General features: G+C 60.1%; 24 protein-coding genes. 16 read left to right on the top strand and 8 right to left on the bottom strand.

Going from position 1 to position 22,076, the window contains the following annotated elements; all coding sequences use genetic code 11:
- Positions 1 to 3 precede the first annotated feature (3 nt).
- The gene (locus J2R80_RS24810) at positions 4 to 1,590 is read left to right on the top strand and encodes a class I SAM-dependent methyltransferase (protein WP_253639589.1); all 1,587 of its coding nucleotides are present in this window, start codon (positions 4 to 6) and stop codon (positions 1,588 to 1,590) included.
- Between the two features lie 56 nt (positions 1,591 to 1,646).
- Here J2R80_RS24810 and J2R80_RS24805 read toward each other — a convergent pair whose 3' ends face one another.
- Positions 1,647 to 2,276: a hypothetical protein gene (locus J2R80_RS24805; protein WP_141339674.1), complete on the bottom strand. Its 630-nt coding sequence runs from the start codon at positions 2,274 to 2,276 to the stop codon at positions 1,647 to 1,649.
- A 129-nt stretch (positions 2,277 to 2,405) separates the two neighbouring features.
- On the opposite strand from J2R80_RS24805, the gene J2R80_RS24800 reads away from it, so the two are divergent.
- The 4 genes from J2R80_RS24800 to J2R80_RS24785 all read left to right on the top strand — a co-directional run bounded on the left by J2R80_RS24800 (position 2,406) and on the right by J2R80_RS24785 (position 5,906).
- The gene (locus J2R80_RS24800) at positions 2,406 to 3,284 is read left to right on the top strand and encodes a hypothetical protein (RefSeq protein WP_057019602.1); all 879 of its coding nucleotides are present in this window, start codon (positions 2,406 to 2,408) and stop codon (positions 3,282 to 3,284) included.
- A 126-nt stretch (positions 3,285 to 3,410) separates the two neighbouring features.
- A complete protein-coding gene (locus tag J2R80_RS24795; RefSeq protein ID WP_253639588.1) occupies positions 3,411 to 4,157 on the top strand; it encodes a type II toxin-antitoxin system VapC family toxin in 747 nt (248 codons plus the stop codon).
- Positions 4,158 to 4,184: 27 nt separating this feature from the next.
- Entirely contained in the window at positions 4,185 to 4,496 is a 312-nt protein-coding gene (locus tag J2R80_RS24790) for a hypothetical protein (RefSeq protein WP_253639587.1), read from the top strand.
- Positions 4,497 to 4,523: 27 nt separating this feature from the next.
- Positions 4,524 to 5,906 carry a hypothetical protein gene (locus tag J2R80_RS24785; RefSeq protein WP_253639586.1) on the top strand — a complete coding sequence of 461 codons (1,383 nt, stop codon included), beginning with the start codon at positions 4,524 to 4,526 and terminating at the stop codon, positions 5,904 to 5,906.
- A gap of 17 nt (positions 5,907 to 5,923) precedes the next feature.
- Here the strand turns inward: J2R80_RS24785 and J2R80_RS24780 are convergent, their stop codons facing one another.
- Complete coding sequence (locus J2R80_RS24780) at positions 5,924 to 6,859, bottom strand: hypothetical protein (RefSeq protein WP_253639585.1); 936 nt, start codon at positions 6,857 to 6,859, stop codon at positions 5,924 to 5,926.
- Positions 6,860 to 6,963: 104 nt separating this feature from the next.
- Here J2R80_RS24780 and J2R80_RS24775 point away from each other — a divergent pair, with 104 nt between their 5' ends.
- The 11 genes from J2R80_RS24775 to J2R80_RS24725 all read left to right on the top strand — a co-directional run bounded on the left by J2R80_RS24775 (position 6,964) and on the right by J2R80_RS24725 (position 17,928).
- Positions 6,964 to 7,251 (top strand): hypothetical protein, encoded by a 288-nt coding sequence (locus tag J2R80_RS24775; protein ID WP_253639584.1) that lies wholly within the window; start codon positions 6,964 to 6,966, stop codon positions 7,249 to 7,251.
- A 426-nt stretch (positions 7,252 to 7,677) separates the two neighbouring features.
- On the top strand, positions 7,678 to 8,625 hold the full coding sequence (locus J2R80_RS24770) for a toprim domain-containing protein (protein WP_253639583.1): 948 nt from the start codon (positions 7,678 to 7,680) through the stop codon (positions 8,623 to 8,625).
- Entirely contained in the window at positions 8,622 to 9,731 is a 1,110-nt protein-coding gene (locus J2R80_RS24765; protein ID WP_253639582.1) for an AAA family ATPase, read from the top strand. Before J2R80_RS24770 ends, J2R80_RS24765 begins: the two co-directional genes overlap by 4 nt.
- A 275-nt stretch (positions 9,732 to 10,006) precedes the next feature.
- Positions 10,007 to 10,801: a hypothetical protein gene (locus J2R80_RS24760; protein WP_253639581.1), complete on the top strand. Its 795-nt coding sequence runs from the start codon at positions 10,007 to 10,009 to the stop codon at positions 10,799 to 10,801.
- Positions 10,802 to 10,803: 2 nt separating this feature from the next.
- A complete protein-coding gene (locus J2R80_RS24755) occupies positions 10,804 to 11,754 on the top strand; it encodes a hypothetical protein (RefSeq protein WP_253639580.1) in 951 nt (316 codons plus the stop codon).
- A gap of 447 nt (positions 11,755 to 12,201) precedes the next feature.
- Complete coding sequence (locus J2R80_RS24750; RefSeq protein WP_253639579.1) at positions 12,202 to 12,570, top strand: hypothetical protein; 369 nt, start codon at positions 12,202 to 12,204, stop codon at positions 12,568 to 12,570.
- Between the two features lie 86 nt (positions 12,571 to 12,656).
- Positions 12,657 to 13,283, top strand: a complete 627-nt coding sequence (locus tag J2R80_RS24745) for a hypothetical protein (RefSeq protein ID WP_253639578.1) — start codon at positions 12,657 to 12,659, stop codon at positions 13,281 to 13,283.
- The gene (locus J2R80_RS24740; protein WP_253639577.1) at positions 13,280 to 13,540 is read left to right on the top strand and encodes a hypothetical protein; all 261 of its coding nucleotides are present in this window, start codon (positions 13,280 to 13,282) and stop codon (positions 13,538 to 13,540) included. Before J2R80_RS24745 ends, J2R80_RS24740 begins: the two co-directional genes overlap by 4 nt.
- A gap of 9 nt (positions 13,541 to 13,549) precedes the next feature.
- Positions 13,550 to 17,113 (top strand): hypothetical protein, encoded by a 3,564-nt coding sequence (locus J2R80_RS24735; protein WP_253639576.1) that lies wholly within the window; start codon positions 13,550 to 13,552, stop codon positions 17,111 to 17,113.
- Between the two features lie 3 nt (positions 17,114 to 17,116).
- Positions 17,117 to 17,449, top strand: a complete 333-nt coding sequence (locus tag J2R80_RS24730) for a hypothetical protein (RefSeq protein WP_253639575.1) — start codon at positions 17,117 to 17,119, stop codon at positions 17,447 to 17,449.
- 2 nt (positions 17,450 to 17,451) lie between these two features.
- Positions 17,452 to 17,928 carry a DUF2513 domain-containing protein gene (locus J2R80_RS24725; protein WP_253639574.1) on the top strand — a complete coding sequence of 159 codons (477 nt, stop codon included), beginning with the start codon at positions 17,452 to 17,454 and terminating at the stop codon, positions 17,926 to 17,928.
- A 21-nt stretch (positions 17,929 to 17,949) separates the two neighbouring features.
- Here J2R80_RS24725 and J2R80_RS24720 read toward each other — a convergent pair whose 3' ends face one another.
- The 6 genes from J2R80_RS24720 to J2R80_RS43775 form a co-directional block, all read right to left on the bottom strand.
- On the bottom strand, positions 17,950 to 18,576 hold the full coding sequence (locus tag J2R80_RS24720; protein WP_253639573.1) for a hypothetical protein: 627 nt from the start codon (positions 18,574 to 18,576) through the stop codon (positions 17,950 to 17,952).
- An 87-nt stretch (positions 18,577 to 18,663) separates the two neighbouring features.
- Complete coding sequence (locus J2R80_RS24715) at positions 18,664 to 19,245, bottom strand: hypothetical protein (protein WP_253639572.1); 582 nt, start codon at positions 19,243 to 19,245, stop codon at positions 18,664 to 18,666.
- A gap of 90 nt (positions 19,246 to 19,335) precedes the next feature.
- Positions 19,336 to 20,928: an IS66 family transposase gene (locus J2R80_RS24710; RefSeq protein ID WP_253604517.1), complete on the bottom strand. Its 1,593-nt coding sequence runs from the start codon at positions 20,926 to 20,928 to the stop codon at positions 19,336 to 19,338.
- A 74-nt stretch (positions 20,929 to 21,002) separates the two neighbouring features.
- Positions 21,003 to 21,347: an IS66 family insertion sequence element accessory protein TnpB gene (tnpB, locus tag J2R80_RS24705; RefSeq protein ID WP_027583889.1), complete on the bottom strand. Its 345-nt coding sequence runs from the start codon at positions 21,345 to 21,347 to the stop codon at positions 21,003 to 21,005.
- Positions 21,344 to 21,694 carry a transposase gene (locus tag J2R80_RS24700; RefSeq protein ID WP_253606702.1) on the bottom strand — a complete coding sequence of 117 codons (351 nt, stop codon included), beginning with the start codon at positions 21,692 to 21,694 and terminating at the stop codon, positions 21,344 to 21,346. The genes tnpB and J2R80_RS24700 overlap by 4 nt, the downstream gene beginning before the upstream one ends.
- Positions 21,695 to 21,813: 119 nt before the next feature.
- Positions 21,814 to 22,011, bottom strand: coding sequence for an HNH endonuclease (locus tag J2R80_RS43775; RefSeq protein WP_375162660.1), 198 nt, complete (start codon positions 22,009 to 22,011; stop codon positions 21,814 to 21,816).
- Positions 22,012 to 22,076 lie beyond the last annotated feature (65 nt).

Below are 22,076 nucleotides of genomic sequence, written 5' to 3'. Positions count from 1 at the left end.
GCGATGAACATCCAGACCGAGCACCGCCAGCCGACCACCGGCACCACACCATACGATGAGGTGTATTATCCCGGGCATGTCTACGGGCTCACGCACCCGAACCATCTGGCAACGATCGCTACGGTCTACGGCATGCAGCCGGCTCCGGTCGAGCGCTGCAGGGTCCTGGAGCTCGGCTGCGGCGTTGGCGGCAATCTGTTGCCGATGGCTTTTCAATATCCGGACAGCGAGTTCATCGGTATCGACCTGAGCGGCGTCACGATCGAACGCGGACAGCGGAACATCGCCGCATTGGGCTTGAGCAACATCAGGCTTCTGCATTGCGACATCATGGATGTCGACGCGGCCTTCGGACAGTTCGACTACATCATCGCCCATGGCGTGTATTCATGGGTACCACCGATCGTGCGCGAGAAGATGATGTCCATCTTCAAACGGAATTTGGCGCCACAGGGGCTCTGCTACGTCAGTTACAACGCGCACCCGTTCTCGCATCTTCGCGACATGGTCCGCGACATGATGCGCTACCACACCCGGCGCATCACCGGGATGAAGGAGAAAGTGGGACAAGCTCGCGCCATCGTGAAATTTCTCAGCGAAGGATCGAAGTCCAGCTCGGTGCACGGTACAGTCATGCGCGACCAGTGCAACCGCGTGCTCAAGGCTCCGGACGAGTTGCTTTTTCACGATGATCTCGATTCTGGCGCGACGGCGTTCCTGCTGCACGAAGTCGTCGAAGACGCCGGCCGACATGGGCTGCAATATCTGAGCGACGCCGATTTCTCACGACGCTATCTTGCCGGTTACACCGAAGAGGTCCGCGCCACGCTGCAGCGCTTTCCCGAAAGCGAGTTCATGGCGCGCGATCAGTATCAGGACTTCATCGACGGCAACGGGTTTCGGCGTACGTTGCTCTGCCACGAAGGCATCTCCCTTGACCGCAAGGTCGATCTCGACTTCATCACCGCCTTCTATCTGCTGAGCACCACCAGCCCACGTCGCCCCGACGCCTGCCTGACCGACGATTCCGAGATGGAATTTGAAAATCAGGACGGCAGCCGAATCACCGTGACCAATCCGCTCCTGAAGGCCGCACATCTTTGTCTCGGCCGGGCCTGGCCGCGCGCACTCTCGTTCACTGAACTGCTCGATGGCGCCCGGACGCTGCTGGAAGGCCGGCAAACAGCCGATGACCAACGGATATTGACGGAAGCGCTCTATATCCTGGCCTGCAGCGGCGAGGTCTCCTTTCTGAAATCACGGCCGTTTCTCGTGAAAGAAGTCACGGATTGTCCGCAGGCGAGTCTGCTCGCCCGCAGACAGGCGCAGAGCGGCCCGCTGGTCACCAATCTGCTTCACCAAACCGTGCAGTTGGAGGACGACAGGACGCGCCACTTTCTGCAACTGCTCGACGGCTCCCGGACGATCGAGCAAATCACAGCCGAAATGACTGAAATCTTCGGACCGACCATCCAGGTCAAGCAATTGGATGATGCCGGGCAGCCCGCCGAGCCGTTGCTGCTGTCAACCCGACAAAGCGTTGACCGTTCGCTGGCGACGGTCGGCAAACTGGGTTTGCTGGTGGCCTGAGGACGGGCGGCAAGGAGCCGGCCCGTCATTTTGTGGAGCGGACGCCCCACGTCCCATCAGCCGTCGTGGGTGTATTGTTGGCCGAGCAGCCACCCGGTGAGAATGCCGCCGGGTCCGCTGGCATAGACCGCGCTAAGGCCGACACCGGCGCGCAGCATCTGCCATTCATGCTCGCCGACCCAGGGAATGCCGGGATCACCCTTCTGATATTGCGACAGCAACGTTCGGGCGACTTCCGCGGCATTGGCGTAGATCGGGCCGTTCGCCCAGCGGGGTCGCGGCAGGCCCGTCATGCGGCAGTAGAGCGCGGTACAGACATAGGCGGACGCCTCCTCCGCATTGCCGTCAAGGCCGGTACGCAGCAGATCGTAAGCCGCATGCAAGGCCTCGTGGACGATATAGGCTTCGTCCATTCGCCCCGTCGCCGACACGACCTCCAGCGTATTCGCCGCGACGACCGTACCGTCCGCCCGGGTCCGCGCGACGTCGTTATATTGTGCCGCAACATTTGCCGCGAGGTCCGTCGGAACTCTGACGCTGACCTGTCCCAACCGGATCGCGCGAGCGACGTGATGGAACGTTTGCGGTGCAATCGTCACGTGGCTGCCACGGATCGGAAACCGGAAGCGAATGCGTGCGACCGCCGGGCCATTGAGTACGTCTAGCACCCTGCTCCGAAGTGACATCGGATCGTCCTTGCTGTTGACACTGCTCCACGAATGGTGGTCGGCGTTTCCGGTTGGGAGGTTCAGTTGAACCCGGCCCCGGCCGGATCAGACAAATCGGGGACTGGCTTTCACTCGGAGGGCAGCCCCGTGACGACCACCGACCCGACCACGACCGACACTTACCGCAAGATCGCGGCGCGGCTGACCATGCTCCGGCCGCAGATCGATCTGTCGAAATATTTCGCGGGGCCGAATCCCAATGTCCGCCTCTATGACGAGAAGGCCTATATCCGACGCCAATTGGAGAAGTATGGCGTCGCGGCCGCGACGAGCACGCTCGACGGCGTCACGTTCCTGCCCAAGGACTGGGAAGACCTGATCAAGACGCTGCGCATTGCCAAGACATCGGACGGATTCGACGCCTTCGCCGAAGGCAAAAGCCCGGAGAAGCCGTCGCATTGGGCCCTCGACCTGTCGATGGCAGCCACAATCGGCAAGGGATTCCGGGAGATCTGGCGCCCAAAACTATCCGACCGGCCGCTCTCGACGCGAGACCTTCCGGGCCGGCACGGCTTCGGGCTCGGGCGCGGCCGAGGGCAATGGAGCGACGACTATAGCGCGCAGTTCGGCAAGGACCCGCAGCCGCAGGACATCACGTCGCTGCATTTCGCGGTAGCGCCGGACCGGGTCAATGTTCACATCGACGAGACCGGCTTCGTGTTTGAGGGCGCAGACGGCGCCCTCACGGTCGGACCGAATTTCGGCCACCACGCCGTCAATGAACTGTTCTGGAAGAGCAATCCTCACCTGCCGCGCTGGGCGATCGATCACATCGACCTGATCCTGCCGAACAGCGCCAACGATTTTTCGCGATTTGGCGTTTCGGTCGACCTGTATCAACGCAAGGACTTGCGCGTCACCGTCACCGGCTCCTGCGGCATTTTCGGAGGATTCGAGTGCTCGGGAACGTTAAGCGTCAGTGGAACGCATGATCTGCTTGGCTCCAAGCCGAAAGGCGCGCGCTGACGATCGCATGTCTGCGATCGAGGGTGCGGCAGAGCCGCTTGAACCGGCGCTTCAGCAGACGCGACTGAGGGATAGGCTCGCCGACGCAAAATGCGTCCTACAGTTTATGCCAATGGTGTTGTTGCAATGGCGCCCTTAAAGCCCCCCGTCTGGCTCGATACCAATATTCTTATAGACATACAGAACGGGCAAAGAGCTGCGGCGAGCACCGCCGAGAAAGCGCTCAGCCGACGCTTCGAGAATGAAATTCTCAATCTGGCCAAGGACGGTCACGAGGTTCTGATCTCACCGCGGGTCAAGTTTGAATTTCTAAAGGGAGCGCGTGCTCAGTCCGGCGAAAAATTGCTCACTGACTTGCGGATCGTCGAAGACAAAATGATGACCCAGGTGCCCCGCGCGCAAGTTTGGAAGTGGGGCAATGAGGGTTTGAATCACGGGCTTTCCGCGTTCGATTCCGATGTTGTTGCCCAGGTCAGGGCAGGCGGAGTGGCTCGCGGCATCAAGAATCCGGTGTTGCTGACCAGGGACAGCGGAGGAACGCTCATTGCGATGCGCAGGAGAGGCGTTCAAGCGCTCGACTTCCGGGCACCGGAGGTGAGATTGAAGGTCCCGCGGAACACACCGACCCCGCCAGAGGTCCCGCCGCCGCCGGCAGGCTCCGTCGCTGGCGGAGGATTTTGGAGCGCGGCCAAGGCCGGCTTCAAGGCGGGTTTAAAGGAGGCTTTCAAGGCCGAGAACATCGCTGCGATGATCCCCGATCTGGTCCTTATGGTGGCTGACAAGGTCGCGGCCCGAGAGGCACTCAAGAACATTCAAGTCAAGTTCATCAAGGAGGGGTTTGCAAAGGGCGTTGCAGCGGGCATCATGGGTTGATCCGAGGAGGAAGTTGCATCAAATCTGATGAACCGCATCACCGCGTTCAGAGTTCAAGGTCTGGAAGACCCTGCTGGCATCCTGACGCGCGCAACCATTCTGCAAGTGGCCGAAGCGTACGAAAACTATGCGGTGGTGATTGGATTTCAGTTCAGCTCTGCCAAGGACCTGAAATGGAAGCGCGAGATGGTCGCCAAGGGCTCCAAGATTCTGCATCAGTATGGATACTATTTCGGAACCGATCCGCAGGCGCTATTTGAGTACGAGTTCATCGACAAGCTAGCGTGGACGCTTCAGCCGACCACCAATGCGATAGTTGAGCCCGCAATCCGCCACTGAAAACGATCATATTGCTGGTGATTGCTCATGCCGCAATTGAAAGACAAAGTAGGACGGTTTGCCGCCACGGGTCGCAGCTGCCAAAACTGGAAGCAGGACCAGGAACTGGTCATCTCGCTGCTCAACAAGATCGCCATTTCCGACGGAGGAGCCGAGACCACGCTCAAACCGCAAATGGTCGTGACGGGTCACGCCAGCGACAGCCTTTACAACTCGATCCTGTATTTCCAGAAAAAGAACTTCCCGGGCACGCCGGACGGCTATATCCGGCCTGGTGGGCCAACCTTCACTCGGCTCGTTGATCTCGCGACCAAGGCAGCCGCCAAGCCTCCTCCTCCCAAGGGTCAATGGGACGGGATCGCGACGCCATCCGTCGATGCCGCACTTCGCAAGGGTCTGCTCGACGATTCCAAGCTGGACTATGGGGAAGTCGTCGACATTATCAGGGCGACCGTCACGGACGGCATGGTCACCGCATTCGAGCTGGACGACCTGACCACTATTGCAAACACCTCCAGAACGCTTTCTCCGACTTCGAAGAAGCTCATCACGCTCTTCGTCGGCGACGAAAAGAAGAAGTGGCTCGGGGTTGGACCGTACGACCTCAACTCGGATCAAAAGAAGCTCGCCGCGGAGATGGTCTGCGATTTCCTCAAGAACACGAGGACCACATTCTTTCCGAAGCTCGACCCGCACCGCGTCGGGATAGGCATTCTCAGGCGAATTGCGAAGCCGAGCCTCATAGATCAGGATCAAGCGAGCATGTGCGGCCCCTCCGCGCTGATGTTCAGCTACGCATCCGACAAGCCGGGGCAATATGCGCGGTTCGCCATCGATCTGTATCAGAAGGGGCAGGCGAACCTCGGCCGCCTGCTGATCAAGCCGGGAAAGGACGTGAAAAACTACACGCCGCCCTACTCGCTGGACCACGTCGATTGGCTGACTTGCGCCTCCATTCGCGACTCCGAAAATTGGTTCCTCGATTTTGACGACACCGGCAGAATAAGCGACGTCGCGGGGATCACCTTGCCGAGCGAAATGGAGCAATGGTTCCGCAAGGCCGGATACCAGGACGTGCGCGAGGAGACCAATCTGAAATTCAGCAAAGGCATCGACAGCGTCAACGAAGCCAACGCCCTGCTCGCCAGTGGATACCGCGTATGCCTGTTCATAAGCGCCAACATGATCGAATATGACGACCAGTCGGATGAAGGCTCGGTGTTGACGCGGCACTGGGTCGTCTTGCGTGACAGGATACAAGTGTCGAACGGAAACGTGACGACAACGATCTTCACATGGGGCAAAGGAGATTACGCGATCCCGCATCCGGGCAAGGGTGGCGCTCGGAAGCCTCTCTCGATTGGGGACTTCCTTATGAATTATTACGGGTACATTGCTGCCAAAGCGTGAGTGGAGAACAAGCGCTCTCACCACGCGTTGAGGTCGGTGACGAGTTGCTTGTCCAGGGACAAGCTTTCCATGCCGCTGGAAAGCAAAATGCCCCTTCGATTATGGTGCCCACTCCCGGGAATGTTCCGCTTGTGGTGCAGGAAGTGACCGACCTCGTGCGCCATGACGCCAATGAACGCCTCGCCATAGTCGAACACGGGTGGATTGCCCTGATCGACAACCACGAAGACCAGTTCGTCGGGCAGATACTCTCCAGCCGCCTCGTTATCCATTGCGTCATAGTCGCCGACGAGAAAACACGTGAGATCGGCGCCGCGCACCTTGAACGGGACGATCTCCTTGCGGAAAACATCCCGCGAGATTTTTGGCCCCAGGGCTTTCCGGACCGTCATCCAAGTCGCCTCTGCCGGGGTGAAGAAGATATTTGCCTGAGCCCCGAACGTCCAGTTCAGCTTGGTGAGGAACCAGGGCACGTCGTCCGGCGTCCATTTCGTGGCGTTGATCAGATTGCCGGATTGATCGAGGTACTTGAGGAATTTGAACGCGATCGTGAAATCCTTGCGCGGCAGAATGGCGACATCCAACTTGATGCTTGTGCTGCCGCGTACGGCTTTAAGCTCGGGAATGCCTTTATCCTTGGGCGAGACCTTGAGGCCGCGCGCAGGGCCGTCCGGCCGTGCAGTGGCATACAGCGCTGTACGCAGACGCAGCAACTGGTCGTCGCGCTCCTGGCCTTTTTGCTCCCTGAAGCGGGTCTTAATGTATTCCTGAGCGACACGTTCGACGTCATCGAGCCGCACATCCTCGACCAGTAATCGATTGCGATCATACGACAGGCCAACGTCCTTGCTGTCGCGAAGGCAGACCAGGTTGAAGCCTCCCCGAGGAACGATCATGAAATTTTGCGCAGGGTACACACCCGAATTCTGCAGGAACTGAACGAAGCTCGGCATGGCTCCCCCCACCCCTGATCCACGGACGGGATCTCGCCCGGTCCATCGGGATCATCGTGTCCGGTTGAGCGAGCAAGATAGCGGAAATTGGCCTTGCGAGGCAGTTGATTTCGCTTGGTGTCGTTGAGCAGCAAGGGCGAATGCCGACTCAAGTGGAGCGCATTTCGAAGAAGATCTTTCCGGCTGCGGGCTTGCGCCCTGAGCTGACCTTCACGTCGTTTGGCCGGCATGGCGGGACCACCGAGGCGAGCACGTCCGGCCCCACAAGAACGCGACTGATGAAGAACGGCCAATGGTCATCGACCAAAGCGATGGCGCACGACCTTCATCATGACGACGAGGCCAAGCTGGACGCACAGATGAAGCGGCGCAAGCAGGCGGCCGGAAAGTGAACGTTTGTCGGAATGGATTCCTGCGCTCTTGTCGGAATGGAAATCAAATATTCCGATAAGTGCCTGAAATTATTGGAGCGGGTGAAGGGAATCGAACCCTCGTATTCAGCTTGGAAGGCTACAGGCAATTGAGAACATTCAATGCCATAGCTGCAAAACCGGCACTTTATCGCACCAATCAACTCAATCGGTTACAGCCAATTCGCAAAACCGCTCAGATCGATTTTCCGCAGCACCACCGGGCCTAGAAAAGCGAAGCCGGCGCCGAGGGGCCAACCTCTGCACCGGCGGGATCGTCTTGGAATGCTCGCCCCCGGAACGTGACATAGCAGCCGCCCAAGCGCAACACCTCCAGCACCAATTCGGCCTATCCGCTGCCACCGCGACACTGCTCGCCGGGCTGGCCTTCGACGCGGGACGCCAGCGATGAGCACGCGCGACGAAGCCGATCGCATCGGCACCGCCCTGAAGGGCCGCAGGACCGGCGCAGGCTGGATGGTATGCTGCCCCGTCCCGACCCACGGAAAGGGCCGCGGGGACCGTTCTCCTTCGCTGTCGATCCATGGCGGCGACGGCAAGCTGTTGCTGAAATGTTTTGCCGGCTGTTCGTTCGATGACATCCTCGACGAACTGCGGGCCCGCAACCTGGTCGATGCGCCCCGGATCAGCACCGCGCGCGCAGCCTTGGCCCGCGTGGCGCCTGAGCCGGCTGAGCATAAACCCGATCCTGCTGCCCTGCACATCATCGACGACTGCGAGCCACCGCAGGACACCCCCGCGGAGGAATATCTGCAGCGGCGTGGCCTTCCCGTCCTGCCGAAATCGCTCCTGTTTCATCGGCCGTCGCTTTCGCTGGTGGCCGTAGTTCAGCGCCCGGACGGATTAGCCGTAGCTTTGCAGCGTACAATGCTGACGCCGGATGGGGAAAAGGCCTCGGTGCCTTCCCGATGTTCTCTTTGGGAACGTCGGATTAACCCCTGCAAGATCACGATGGGCGCCCTCGGCGCCGGTGCTGTTCGGCTCGGTCCTGCCGCAGAGACGATGGGCCTTGCCGAAGGCGTCGAGACGGCACTCTCCGCACAGATCCTGGCGGGAATGCCGGTGTGGGCATCCCTCGGCGCTTCACGACTTCATCGGGTCGAAGTTCCAGAAACGGTTCGCGAATTGCACATCTTCGCGGACAATGATCAGCCCGGCATCGCGGCCGCCAAACGTGCAGCTGAGGCATATCAGCGAGGCGACCGGCGTGTCCTTATTCGAACTCCGCCGGACGCGTTCAAGGATTACAACGATTTCCTGCTGGCGTTGGCTGACTATGACGGAGATGGAGATCGATTGCTTGCAACGTTCCCTGAAAAGGACGCTGCCGCGTGAACATCATCCCCGGAGAAAAGATATTCACCTTAGAAACCGCCGCTCCAGTGCAGTTGGCCCAACTCAGCACCATCACGCCAGTAGCATGGAAGGGCACCGAGCCCGTTAAGCAACGATGGCTTGCTCACGCGAGAATTCCATCGGGGGATTTGACGATCGGCGCCGGCAATGGTGGTGCTGGCAAGACTGAAATCTTCGTGCAGCTCCTGGTCTATGTTGCCGCGGGCTTGGCTGATTGGCTCGGCTGCACGATCGAGAACGGCGTGGCACTGTTCCTTTCCTGCGAGGAGCCCGAAAGCAACATCCGCGACCGCGTTGAGCGCATTTGCAAGCACCGGGGAGTTGATCCTCACAGCCTTGAAAACCTGCATCTGGTCTTTCCAGACCTAGAACAAACCTGGCTGGTTCATGCTGGCGGGGATGGCCGCCTGACCAGAGCTCCACTGCTCGATAGTTTGGAAAGCTGGATCAGAAAATATCGCCCTGCACTAGTCGTGATTGACTCCATCGCGGCCGTTTTCGATGGCGAAGCCATCGCTCGCCGGCAAGTGCGAGCTTTCCTCGCAATGCTGCGAAAGATCGCCAGAGAGCACGACACCGCCATCGTCCTCTTAGATCACCCGAGCGTGCGCGGCATGGCGGATGGGTCCGGCACTGCAAACTCGGTCGACTGGCGGAACTCCGTGCGGTCGATGTTGAGCCTGACCGAGCCGGACAAGGATGACCGGGACGCGCGCTTGCTCGAGGTGACAAAGAGTAATCGCGGGCGCAAGGGCGAGAAGATCAACCTGCGCTGGGATGGCCTCACCTTCGTTCCTGAAGGTTTGAGCGGTGCTCCCTCGCACCATCGCGCGGCCGCTGAACGGGACGTCGACGAGCTGTTCCTGCGGATCCTTGATAAGCGCAATGCGCAGCGCCGTCCGGTGCGCCCTCACCCAGGACGCGGATACGCGCCAGCCGAGTTCGTGAACGATCCGGATGCTGCAGGCGTTGCAGATAAGGCCTTCGTCGCCGCGATGGAACGTCTGTACACCGCCGGTAAGATCACCACCATCACCACGGGCCCCAAGAGCCGAGCCACGAGCCACATTGAGCGGGTGCGGTGATGGTATCCCGCTGCACTTCGATCCCCCCTTCGATCCCCCTTCAATCGGTTCGATCCCCCCTTCGATCAGGTGTTGTATCCCCCATTCAAACGCCTTCGATCCCCCCTTCGATCGGATGTGTTCAATCCCCCCACACCCCTAAGGGCGTTGGAAGCGCCCAACGCGGCCCTTTGGGCGGGCCGCAGGCGCTCCCCTCGCCTGTTGTTCCGGGTCCTGTCACACCGCCGGAGCAACGCGGCAGGACTGAGCAAGCGCCATCTCCAGTCAGGCGGGGTTTGCAAAAGGGTGAAATTGAAACTGAAGCTGTGAAGAGTGGGAGCGAAACCGCTAGCGGGAAAGGGGAATTTGCGCATTGGGGTGCTGGTGAAATTTCACCTGAGTTTCAGGCTGGTAAAATCGGCGAGGTAAAATCGGTCGATCGGTTCGCCGCGGTGCTAAGGGTCGACGTCGCCGCTTTGCGGCAGGATGTCCGGACCGCGGCCGACCATGCGCTCCTCGCGGTGGCGATCCGGCGGGACGACCGCAAGGCTGTAGCCGACGGCAAGCGATGGCTGAAAGTCATCCTGCAGGCAGAACGGAGCGCCCGGCAGGTTTCCCGGCTGAAGGCGGAGGCTCTCGCAAAGAGCACCGTGTCCAGGGATGGCCAAGCCGCCAACCTCGAACTGCTCGAGATCACCATTCAGCAGTCGGTGGATTTCTCAACCAACCTCCGCGAGGTGCATGTCCAGCGCGCCCATGCCCGGCTGTCTGCCGGCGGAGGATCCGACCAAGACCGGCTCGCGGCCGTTCTGATCGAGCGGCTGGCCCGGATCTGGTCGCGCTACACCAACCGGCCCGCGCCCGGCGGCGCGTCGGGCCCATTCGTCGACTTCGTTGTGGCCGCATGGAGCCATCTCGGCCTTTCCGAGTTCATAGGCCGGAATGGTGAGCCTCAGCCGCTGGCCGACGCGATCGGCAACCGCATCGTGAAATTCCACAGGAGGCACAATCGCGATCAAAATAATCAGGCATTGTGCCATAAGCCGCCGCGCCGCGACCGTGCATCATCTCGCCCAACAAATCGGAGGTGAGCATGGCGCTCTTCAAGAGTTCGATCGCAACGTTGGAAACTCAAGCGCAGAACGCGCAGGAGGAGTTGGCGGCAGCCGAGGCCGCGTTTAGCAGCGCAATGCAGGCGATGGAGCAGCCGCCGATCGAGCTTTCGGACGACCAGGTTGGCGATCTCGTCAGCGTCAAGAACTTGGCCGAGGTCCGCTTGGTCAAAGCTCGAGCTTCCGTCCGCCGTACCGAAGTCGCGCTCAGCGAAGCGCGCGCGGCAGCCGCGGAGAAAGAGCGCCGGGAAAGCCTGGCTCGCGTCAACGCCATGGGCGCCAATGCACAGAAGCTGCTCGAGGCTTTCCTCGCCTCGACCAATAAGGAAGCGCAGAAGGTGCTGCGCACGATGGCGCAGGCCGAGCTCGCGCGCGAAGAGCTCAACAAAAAGCTGCCTGAAGATCAGCGGATTGAGCCGTTCGAGCTGGCGGTGCTGATGTCGCCGACAATTCCGCGGCAGGATATTTCCCGGACCCGCGAATTGCATTGGCTCAACCCTCACGGCGGCAGGCCTTACGGTCCGGAATTCGCCCGCAAGATCAAGGACAATGGCAACGGCACCGCGTACCTCTCGAGTCCCGGCACCGACTACAGCGCGGGCCACACCACAAACATCACCAAACGCCAGTACTTCGACCGCGTCCGCTTTTCCGATTGGGTGCGCGGCACTGGCGCGTCGTCCCTAGCAGAGGTCTTGGCGTTGCCGGGCCTTCGCGGTGGCGTTCCCGGTTGGCGGCCGATGGATCGGGCATCGCCCGAGAGCATCCTGCAGGAGCTGGACCGAATCGAAAGCGCCGAGGCGCCGGCGGAACGTGCGCCCGAAGTTAAGGAGCTGCTCGAGCCGGTCAGCCCGGTCTTCAGCACCGTCGAGGAGCTGAAGGCGTGGGAGGCCGAGCAGGCCGCCCAGGCCAAAGCAGACAAAGCCGCCTGATCTCACAGCACGACAAAGGAAACAGCCATGAACCAGCAGATGCCATCGGCAGGTCAGATCTACGCTCAGCGACGGGCGAACGCCGAAGCTCGCCGAGCCGGCAGCACCAGTCTTGACGTGGGACTGGGCATCGTCAGAGCGGCGTCACCTCCGTCTAGCAGTCACGCCGCCGTCGGTCTCGATCGCCGAGCGATCTACGCTAGGCGCCGGCAGGAAGCGCAGGAGCGCGGTCGCGCGGCCGGTTACATCCGATGAGCAGGCTTAGGTTGGGAGACATGGTGCGGGCGCGCCTGTGGCTTTCAACCTGCGCGGGGTCGGCGCGTTCTTGGTGGTGCCGTCGGTCCCCGCGCAAATTTCGGTCGATGTCATGGTCGTCGGCCCAAAGCCGCCGCGCGCCTTTTCTGACCGGTTGGCGCGCGGCGGCCATCACCAAAGGAGGAAGTCCAAATGACGAGCGATCCAGTGAACCGTAACGTCACACGCGGCTGGCTCCGCACCATGGCGCAGACGATCTGGCAAGGTGGCAAGAAAAGACCAGCCGTTATCTCGACGCAGACGGCCGAGCGGTTGATCGGCAGCGGCAAGGACCAGGAATTGCACAGGCTCGTGAAACGTGAAGGCATCTCGCTCTCCGAGGCGATCAAGCGAGTGCAGCAGGCCGTCGCCAGCAAGCCTTGCTCGGTGGCACCGAGAAAGGCCGCCGCCCCATCGAGCTCGGCGGAACTGATCACCACGCCGCGCCCGGCCGACGCCGGAAACTGGGCTCGGGCGATCGCAGGCGTCAACGCCGAGTTCAAAGTGGGCTCGCCCCGATGATCGCGGGTCCTCCCTGGCGCTCGCTTAGTGCGGGGGAGCTCAGGGCTCGATTGGCCTAGCGCGGCAGATGTTTTCGAAGGTGAACGATGAACGATGCAGGCCTGAGTTTGAGCGCATTGGCCAAGGTGCTTCGCCGCGCCAAAAGCGGTCTCCATAAACTCGCGAAAACCGGGAAAATCCCGCAACTTCCGAACGGTCGCTACGATCTCGCGGCTGTCCAGCGGGCACTCGACGGCAATCTTGAGCCCAGCCGGGCGAAGCGTTCTCAGGGTGAACAAAATTCGGTTGATCCAGGTGAACAGGTGAACAGCTCGGCACTCCGCTCCAAGAAGGAAGCCAAACAGGCCGTGACCATGATCCAGGAGGTGCTGGAGACTGAGGGCGCATACCACGGCAAGATCGATTTCAATGCGGCCAGAACCGCCGAACTCATCCTGAAGGCGCGGGCCCGGTACATAGAAATAGAGCATCAGGCGAAGCGCCTGGTCGACGCCAATGTCGTCAAGGAGTCGGCGTTCGGGTTCGCCCGGGAATACCGGGACGCTCTGATGAATTGGCCGAGCCAAATCGGAGCAATGCTTGCTCACGAAATCGGCAGCGATCCGGTCGTGACCATGATCGCGCTTGAAAAGTATGTCCGTCAGCATTTGACCGAGATCTCTACCGCGGCCGAGGTGCGAGCCAAGGTCGAAGAAGCAATAGAGCGCGATTGATGCTCGTCATCCCTCCGACATGGCGCCAGCCTTTGGTCCCTGCCGAACGCATCATCCTTGAGGGACTGATCCGCGCCGGCGGCTCGCTCTCCTTTCCCGAGGCCGACGAAGACACCGACATCGATACCATCAAGTTACTCACGATGCTCACCGCCATGGCGATCGACGGCAATGTCGAGATCGACCATGGCGAAACCCTCAACACCTACACGATTACCGACGCAGGCCGTGCCTTGCTCGATAGCCGGCCGCAATAGGAGGCATCATTGGCTGACCGCATTGTTCAACGCATCTCGCTCGAAGGAGCGGAGGATGTACAGGCCAAGCTCAAGAAAACGGGAGAGGTCGGCGCGAAGGCACTCGCCGCGACCAACCGGACGATCGAGGACTCCAACTCCGGCCTCGGGAAGTACGGCGACGTGTTCGCCTCTCTCAACGGCAAGACGGAGGGATCGAAACAGAACATCGAGCGCGTAAAAAAGGTGGTCGAAACCATCCGGCCGGCGGCCGAAAAAGCCGGCCTGGAGCTCGATGGCCTCGGTGAGTTCGGCAAGCTCGGCCGCGGCAATATCATTGCCTTGGGCGCAGCCATCACCACCACGTTCGTTACGGCGATGGAAAAGGCTGGAGATACCGCGCGGTCGCAGGCGCAGCGGCTCGGCGCGTTCACCGGCTCGGCGCAAAATGGCGTGGCGGCTTATAAAGAGTTGCAAAAGACGGCTGGGGAGTTGAAGGTTCCCACGTCGACCTTGACCAATCCCTTCGAGCAGATCACGCGCACCCACCAGCGTTTCGGCGGCAAGCTTTCCGGCGCCGAGCAGACGAACGCGCTTAAGTCATTGTTTACTGGCGCCGAAGCCGACCGCGTCGAAGATGAGCAGGCCAACCCGGCTATTAGGACGTTTCTGACCGGATTGCGCGAGGGTGGCCGGCTGACGCCGGAGCTGGCGACTGGGCTGGGCGACATCATGCCGACGCTGATGAAACGTCTGCTGCAGGATCTGCAAACCAGGCTGCCCAACGCAAACGTTTATAGTGCTCCTGAGACATTGAGATCGCTGGGCAACATCCTGCCTCAGCTTGAAGAAGATCAGCGGACCACACAGAGCACCTTCGGCACCGGCATCAGCCAGGCGATCGCGCACCTCAAAGCGGAAGCGTCAAAGCTCGGCGACTCGCTGAACGGCACGCAGATCGTATCGACAGCGATCGACGGTGCGGCGAAATTCCTGGGTGCCACGGCAGAGGGTATCAAGGCAGTCAAAGAAGCCCGGCACGAAAGCGATTTCAAGGACGATCTCAGGCCAAACCCTCAGGCTGTACGGGCAACCAGTCGATACCGCGGCCCGGGTGATGTGCCATTGTCGCCGGATGAACTTGGGACGCCTGGTGTCATCGCTCAGCCAGTCAACAAGATCTTAGGCGGTGAAGGTGACCAAACCGTCGCAGCCGCGAACATGGATCATGCGGCCAAGTCTGCAGAAAACCTCTCCAGCGCGCTGGATAGGACCGCTGACAGCGCTGACGCGGTCACGAATCGAGATAATGCGTTAAACCAGGACAAGGCCATTGCCGCCGCAAATGCAAAGCTCGCAGCAGAGCAAGCTGGCCTGGATGAAAAGTACCAGCCGGAAGCGTTGGACCTTCAGTTAGGTCGAGATCAGCTCGCCGTCCAGAATGCTGCCCTTGCCAAGCAGAGTGCTCAGATCGGCGTACAAGATGCAACGAAGAATAAGGAGCTGGCCGATCTTGCTCCGGAGCAGGCAGAAAATGCCGCGCGCAACGCCGAAAGTCGATATTCAAAGGCGCTGAAAAACCTTCGCCAACTTGAGGGATACGACACAAGCGCAATCCAGGATGATCCGCTCAAGGACGCCCGCAACGAGCTGAGGGACGCTGACACGGCTCGGAGGGTAGCCGACGTCAATCGTCGGTACGCCTATTTAGAGCCACAAAAAGCGGAACTGGCACAGCAGAAGGCGCAGACAGATCTGACGTCTGCTGACTATCTCCAGCGCGAATCTGACCTCAAGTTCACGAAGGACAACGAGGGCCGCAAGCTCTCGAGCGAAGTGACGTCGCTGCGCTATATGGACGCGCAGCTGAAGCAGGAAACTACGATTGCTGAGCTTACCGCTGATCAGAAGGACATTCTCGCTAAATTTCTTTCGACGCTGGAGAAGGGCCAGAACGGCTCGCAGAAGTCAGAGGGGCAATCGTCTTCGGCAAAATCAACCAGCACTCAGACGCAATCAGGCGATGCTCGCAGCAGCACAGGCTCGGCAAGTTCTGCGCAGTCCAGCTCGGCGCCGCCGGCGGGTCGCGATCTAGTTGGTTCTGATGGCGTCGTCAACATCCCCCAAGGCGCGACCCAGGAAGAGATCAACAAGGCATTCGCGAAGCAGCGCGCCGCCCAGCCACGGGCACCGATCGCGCCCACTGAAGCCACTCGGCCAGGGTTCTATTGTGTAGGGCCTGGCCAGCCAGAGTATCCGATACCAGAGCAGCCCAGCGAGCCGAGAAACCAATACGAGTTTGAGAAGGAGAAGCTCGACGCGCAGGAGTTCTCGGCTGCTGATGGCAAGGTTCATCAGGATTTCACCAAAGGCATCCGTCGACAGATGGGTGTCGATGGCTACACCACCAATCATCCGCTGTTCAGCGACAGGCCGTACAGCCCGGACGAGGACAAGCTCGTTCCGATTAAGCCTCAGCGCGGGATTGTTCCTCACCCGAAAGGAGGAAAAGCCGACCTCAGCGAGCGGATGACTATCCCGTTCGCGGAAGGTGAAGAGGGGCCGTATCGCTATCGATATGAGCCTAGCCCGAATTACGAGCCGCCCACTCTGGGCGGCTATGGCGCTGACGGGACGCCCTTCTTTCGCGCGAAGCCAAACAAGGATCAGCCATATCCACGCTTGCGCGAGAAGCCGTTCTTCTCAGATAGACCGTACAGTCCCTTGGAAGACACGTTCGATTTCAAAGGGTCGGGTACGCAGGGCGATTCTGCGCCGATCTACGATACCGGACAGAACCAGCCAATCACTTTCCCGCAATACAATCAGTATCGGCGCGACACGCTTCCGGTGCCGCTCCCGCAACCGCGGCCGCCGGAAGCCGGTCCCGGACAGCAAAGCTCGCTGCCATCGACGCAGGAAGTGGCAGCGCTCGGCGATGCGTTCCGAAGCCTGATCGAGGGCATCGCTTCATCGATCAACAGCGCCAAGCAGCAGGACAACGCTGTCACCAATCCGGAGGCTATGGGCATCCGCGGCGAGGGTGAGAATGGCAGCGGATCGGAAGATGTAGCTGGTCTCGGCGAGACCACAGACAAAGTCGAGCAGAGCTTGGACGATCTGGCTCAAGCGGTCTCAGAGGCTGCCAACACGATCAAGAGCGATGCTGTAACCGATGAGCCGACCTATGCAGCGACGGGCGGTCTGATCACGGGCCCTGGATCGAGGACATCAGATTCAATTCCGGCGATGTTGTCGAGAGATGAGTTCGTAGTGAACGCGGATGCGGCGCAGAAACACCTTGGGCTGCTGCACGCGATCAACAATGGGAAAGAGATCGGATTCAAGCATCTCGCGGTCGGCGGCCCGGTCGGATTCATGGACGATGTCGGATTGCCCCACGTCAGTGCGCGCGATGTCGTCGGTGCCGGCGGTGCAGAAGAGGCCTCACACCCCGTTAACATCCACTTTTCGGATGGTCGGTCCATTGGCGGCCTATCTGCACGCAGAAGTGTGGTCGACGATCTAAAGCGCGAGGCGGCGATGTCGCAACTCGCTAGTGGCGGGACTGCGCCGTCGTGGGTTGGGACGTGACGAATGGACAATCTTGACCATCAGCAATTCATCGAGACTTGGCGACTGCTCGGGGAACGATTGTTTGTCTTGAAGTCGATCATTCTGTCGCATCCTCGCGGGCTCGCGGAGTGCTTCATCGTTGAGCGCGAACGAAACGGCTCTCGCGAAATGGAGCTGACGCTTCGAGAGGAGATCCGGCAGATCGGCGAGGCGGTGAAGGTTAGCGCCGATCTCGTTCAATCAGCAGACAGGTTCGTTACCGACTGCCTTGAATGGTGTGACGCCATCCAGGCGGCACAGCAAGCGGAAGCGAAGCAATCGCTGCAGCGGATCGCACCGGCTGGGAGCGCTTGAAAATGCCAGGTCACGCTCCCGAATCCACTTTTGTTCAGGTTGAAGGCCTACCTCAGACATTTACGATCTCCGCTGAACTTCTCAGGGGGATCAAGATGCAGCGTGACATGGAAGTCATTCGGAAAGTCCTCCGGGCTATCCAACAGAAAAAGGATTTGGAGGTGCGAACGCTGAAGGTCGGGGGTCTCGATGATTTCACGGTCGGGTATCATCTCATGCTGCTTCGCAAGGCTGGATACGTCGACGGTCCGGACCCAAAGATCACGAACGGAATGCCATTCGTGCCGGTCCGGGACCTTACCTGGGAAGGCCATGAGTTTGCAGGCGCAATCCTGTCTGACGACTCCACTTGGGAGAAAGTTAAGGCCGCGCTTGGTCCAGAAAAGCTCATTACGATGCCGCTCAACGTGATCCAGGCAATTGCCACGAAAGCTCTCACTGATTGGGGCCTCGATAAATTGCACAAGATAATAAGCTGAGGATGGTCGAGCGTAACCCTCTCAAGAGAGTCGATATTCAGCCGCCGCTCGCACGATCCTTTCGAGCGTTTTGCCCCATAGGTCTCGGGCATTGGCTTTGGACCTTCCGTGATTTCTGACAGCGACCATCAGCGCCCATCGATCATCATTCTGGCTGGCCGGTTTCTTCATCTGCTGCAGGCTAATCGAAACCTGGGCCCACCATTGCTCGCAACCTTCAACCGCCTGGAGCATTCTTACAGCTAACCGGATCGAATGCGTCGGATCTGATTGTAGCTCTGGCGATGAGAAAAACAGATCGGTGTATGAGTTCACCATTACTGCTGCATCGCCGCTTCGATCTTCTTCGGACGCCACGTCGCAACCGAGCGTCTCGACCATGGTCGACGCATCATTAAGCAAACGCAGCGCGTCCGCCAACTCCGGCCAATGACGAACTTCAGGTATTGTATCCACGAGCTCAAGGTGTCCCTTAAGATGGACGTAGCGCCAGTAACCAACCGGGGGAGCCCAACCCTTGTCGATCACCAGCCGACACGTTCCTCGTTCTGCAAGGAGTAGATCGTCGGGGGGCGGAAATTTGAACGGCTGAATGGCGGCCCAATTTGCGAGCGCCTCATCGAGTATTGTGCTGTATGTGGCTGTCATTTTGTGTTCGTTGCCTCTCCGGAAAGGGCTTAAGTCTCATGCAACGGTGGGAGTGCAAGCGAGGTGTTTTACGGGTAGAAGCAACCTTCAAGCAACTTCACCAGCGATCACGTCATAGGCTTGCATGCCTGTGATTGTATTGCGATGTTTGTCGACAACTCCAATATCGGCAAATAGCTGGATGCGCGCGACGAGGAATGTTCGACCTCGGATGCTCTCCTCACGCAACTTGATCTCGTGGACGTCTGGTGTCGGCGATGTATCGCTAACGATGGAGTTCCCTATTAAGTACGAAAGGAACATTGGTCGCTTGCCCAAGATTGCATTCAAGAGGAAGGGGGTAAATTCGCCAAGGCCTCGCTCAGCGACAGCGAAGGAGTGGCCGATCTTCGCTAGGAATCGCGCAAATTCATCGACGTGGACGCCGCCCTGATTGAGGCCAATGCGCTTTTTGCGAGCCGCTCTCGCGACGTTTCGCGCCTTCGTCCACATCCGTCCGTCGCTCATTCCATCCATGAACGCGTCCTTGATACCGTTGTCGTCAGGATGTCGATGGAAGTAGATCTCGGGGGGCCGCCATTTGATCACGGTGATCAAATTCGGATGTGCCTCTATAGGAACGTCGACTTTCTCCCTACCACCTTCGTCATCCAAGGTGATGACCGGCAAAGTAGCGGGCCATTTCTTCTTCGAGTGTTGCTCTCGACGAACGCCCAGATGAGCTCGAGAATAGCCATAGTAAGCGGCAAGCTGAGGCCGTCAGGCTGCGTGGTTCCATGGCATAAGCGCGTCGATTTGGCTGCTCGGCCAGCCGTTGGCGATACGCTGAAGTGTTAAGGCGAGCCAGGCGAACGGATCGACGTTGTTCATTTTCGCCGTCTGCAGCAGCGTTGCGATGGTCGCCCAGGTTCGTCCGCCGCCGTCGCTGCCAGCGAAGAGGCTATTCTTTCTCGTGATTGTTAGTGGCCTGATGGCGCGTTCGACGACGTTGGAGTCGAGCTCGATGCGACCATCGGTCAGGAAGCGTTCGAAGATGGCACGGCGCGAGACGGCATAGCGGATCGCCTCAGCCAGTTTTGATTTGCCGGAGATCCGCCGCAAGGTCTGCTGCCAGAGATCGAAGAGATCTGCGACGATCGCCGCGGAGGCTTGCCGGCGCGCGGCAACGCGAGCGTCGGGGCTTTGACCGCGCACGGTCTTCTCGACCTGCCAGAGCCTTGCCATCCGCTCGACCGTCGCCGTTGCCACTTCCGAGCTCCCTGCAACATGCAGCTCGTAGAACTTGCGTCTGCAGTGTGACCAGCAGCCAGCCAATGTGATGCCATCATTGCCGCGATCGGATCGCGCGAGCTTGTTATAGGCGGCATAGCCATCCACTTGCAGGATGCCGCGATAACCATTGAGATGGCGGACCGCGCATTCGCCGGAGCGGCTGTCTTCGAAGCGATAAGCCACCATCGGGGGACCGCTGCGGCCAAAGGTTCGGTCATCCCGGGCATAGGCCCATAAGTAGGCCGTCTTTGTCGATCCGGAGCCCGGAGCGAGCGTCGGCAAAGTGGTTTCGTCGGCAAAGACCCGTTCGGCCTTCTTGACCTCGCTGAAGATGTAGTCGGCCACGATCTCGAGCTCGAAGCCGAGCTTGCCCATCCATTGCGCCATCAGCTGGCGGTCGAGCTCGACATGATCGCGGGCGTAGATAGCCTCCTGCCGGTAGAGCGGCAGGCCATCGGCATATTTGGCGACGGCTATCTGGGCCAGAAGCGCTTCCGTCGGAATGCCTCCTTCAATGATATGGGCCGGGGCCGGCGCCTGGATGACGCCGTCCGCGTTCTTGAAGGCATACCTGGGACGGCGCGTGACGATCACCCGGAACTTCGCCGGCACCACATCCAGGCGCTCCGACACGTCCTCGCCGATCAGCACCTTCTGCTTGCCGGCATGCTCAGCCAGCTCTTCCGGCTCAATGACGGTTTCGATCCGTTCCAGATGGGGCGCAAAGCCCTTGCGCCGACGCGGTGCACGCTTGCCATCCGCCTGCGCACGGCCCTTGCTGACCTGGGCCTTGATCGCGGCGATGCCGGTCTCGATCTCCTCGAAGACGAGGGCCTGCTGTTCATCGTCGCCGTTCGCCGAGCCGAGCTTCTCCGATCGTCGGCCGAACCGGGCGCGGTCGAAGGCCTTCAGGATTTGCGTCAGCCGCTCGATGCGCGCATCGGCATCGGCGTTGCGGGCCTTGAGATCGGCGACTTCGCTCTCCAGAGCATCGGCGCGGGCCGCTTTCTCGGCCATGGCAAGCACCATGGCTTTCAGCGTCTCTACGTCATTCGGGAGGCTGAGATCGGGCGGCGTCATTGACCCGACCAGAGCACATTTTGCCCCGGTTCTCTTGCCCTTTCAGGCCGCTGATTCACTTCGCCGCAGTGCTTTTACCCAACAATCTCCGGCGGCTTGACCGCCGCGGTCCGGACCCGCTTCCAGTCCATCCCATCCACCAGTGCCATCAACTGCGCAGCATTCAGCTGCACCCGATGATGCCCGATCCGCGGCCAGCAGAACCTCGCCTTCTCAAGCCGTTTTAAATAGAGGCACACGCCGGAGCCATCCCACCATACGATCTTTATTCGGTCGGCTCTTTTGGCGCGGAACACATAAAGCGCACCGTCGAACGGATCTGAGCCGGCATCGCGCACCAGCGCAACAAGGCCATCGATACCCTTGCGGAAGTCGACTGGATGGCTCGCCAGGAACACCTTCACGCCGGAGGGGATCATGCCGAACGGACCGCCCGGATCACCCGCTGCAACTGCGCCTCGTCGACGTCCACGCCGGCGCGCACGATCACCTCGCCAATGGCAATCTCGATCACCGCGCCTGCCACAGGCGCCACCACACCCTCGCAACTCGAGTGCCGTGAGCGATAACGCCGCCGCTCGGCCCGAGCGTCACGGCGCCAGGCGAACAGCTGCGACGGGTGAATGCCGATCCGGCGGGCGATCGCCGAGACGCTCGCGCCAGGCTCCAGCGCCTCCATCACGACTTGGGCCTTAAACTCGTCCGACCAGCGTCGGCGAAGCTGCCGCGGCGCTCCCTCAAGACGGTCGGCGACCGCTTCGATCATATGGAAGGTTCTAGTTCCAGAACTAGGCGCAGACATAGAAGCTCACATCGGCTCACAAACTTAGCAGCCGATAGCCGATCGTTCACCCCCTCCGCCAGACGGGGTCTCCTTGCCGCTTACTAGCCATATACTCCGCTGAGAACTCGTCCTTCTAGCGCGCTAGTCTGTTGTTCGCACGAGTGACAACTAGCACCCGGTAATTCGAGCCGACCACCGAGGCCACCAGGGATTATGTGCTCTGTTCGGAGACCGAGACCTTCGCCGTCTGAACTGCAATAGATGCATTGCCCCACAGAGGGGTAGACGCGCTTCTGCATTCGCCGTTCGGCGATCTCAGTCACGGTTTTAGTTTCCCTTTATCCTTAAGCCCGATCTCAACTGG

This window comes from Bradyrhizobium sp. USDA 4541, from assembly GCF_024171085.1.
Lineage (GTDB): Bacteria > Pseudomonadota > Alphaproteobacteria > Rhizobiales > Xanthobacteraceae > Bradyrhizobium > Bradyrhizobium australafricanum.
This window is presented reverse-complemented; position numbering and strand designations above follow the sequence as displayed.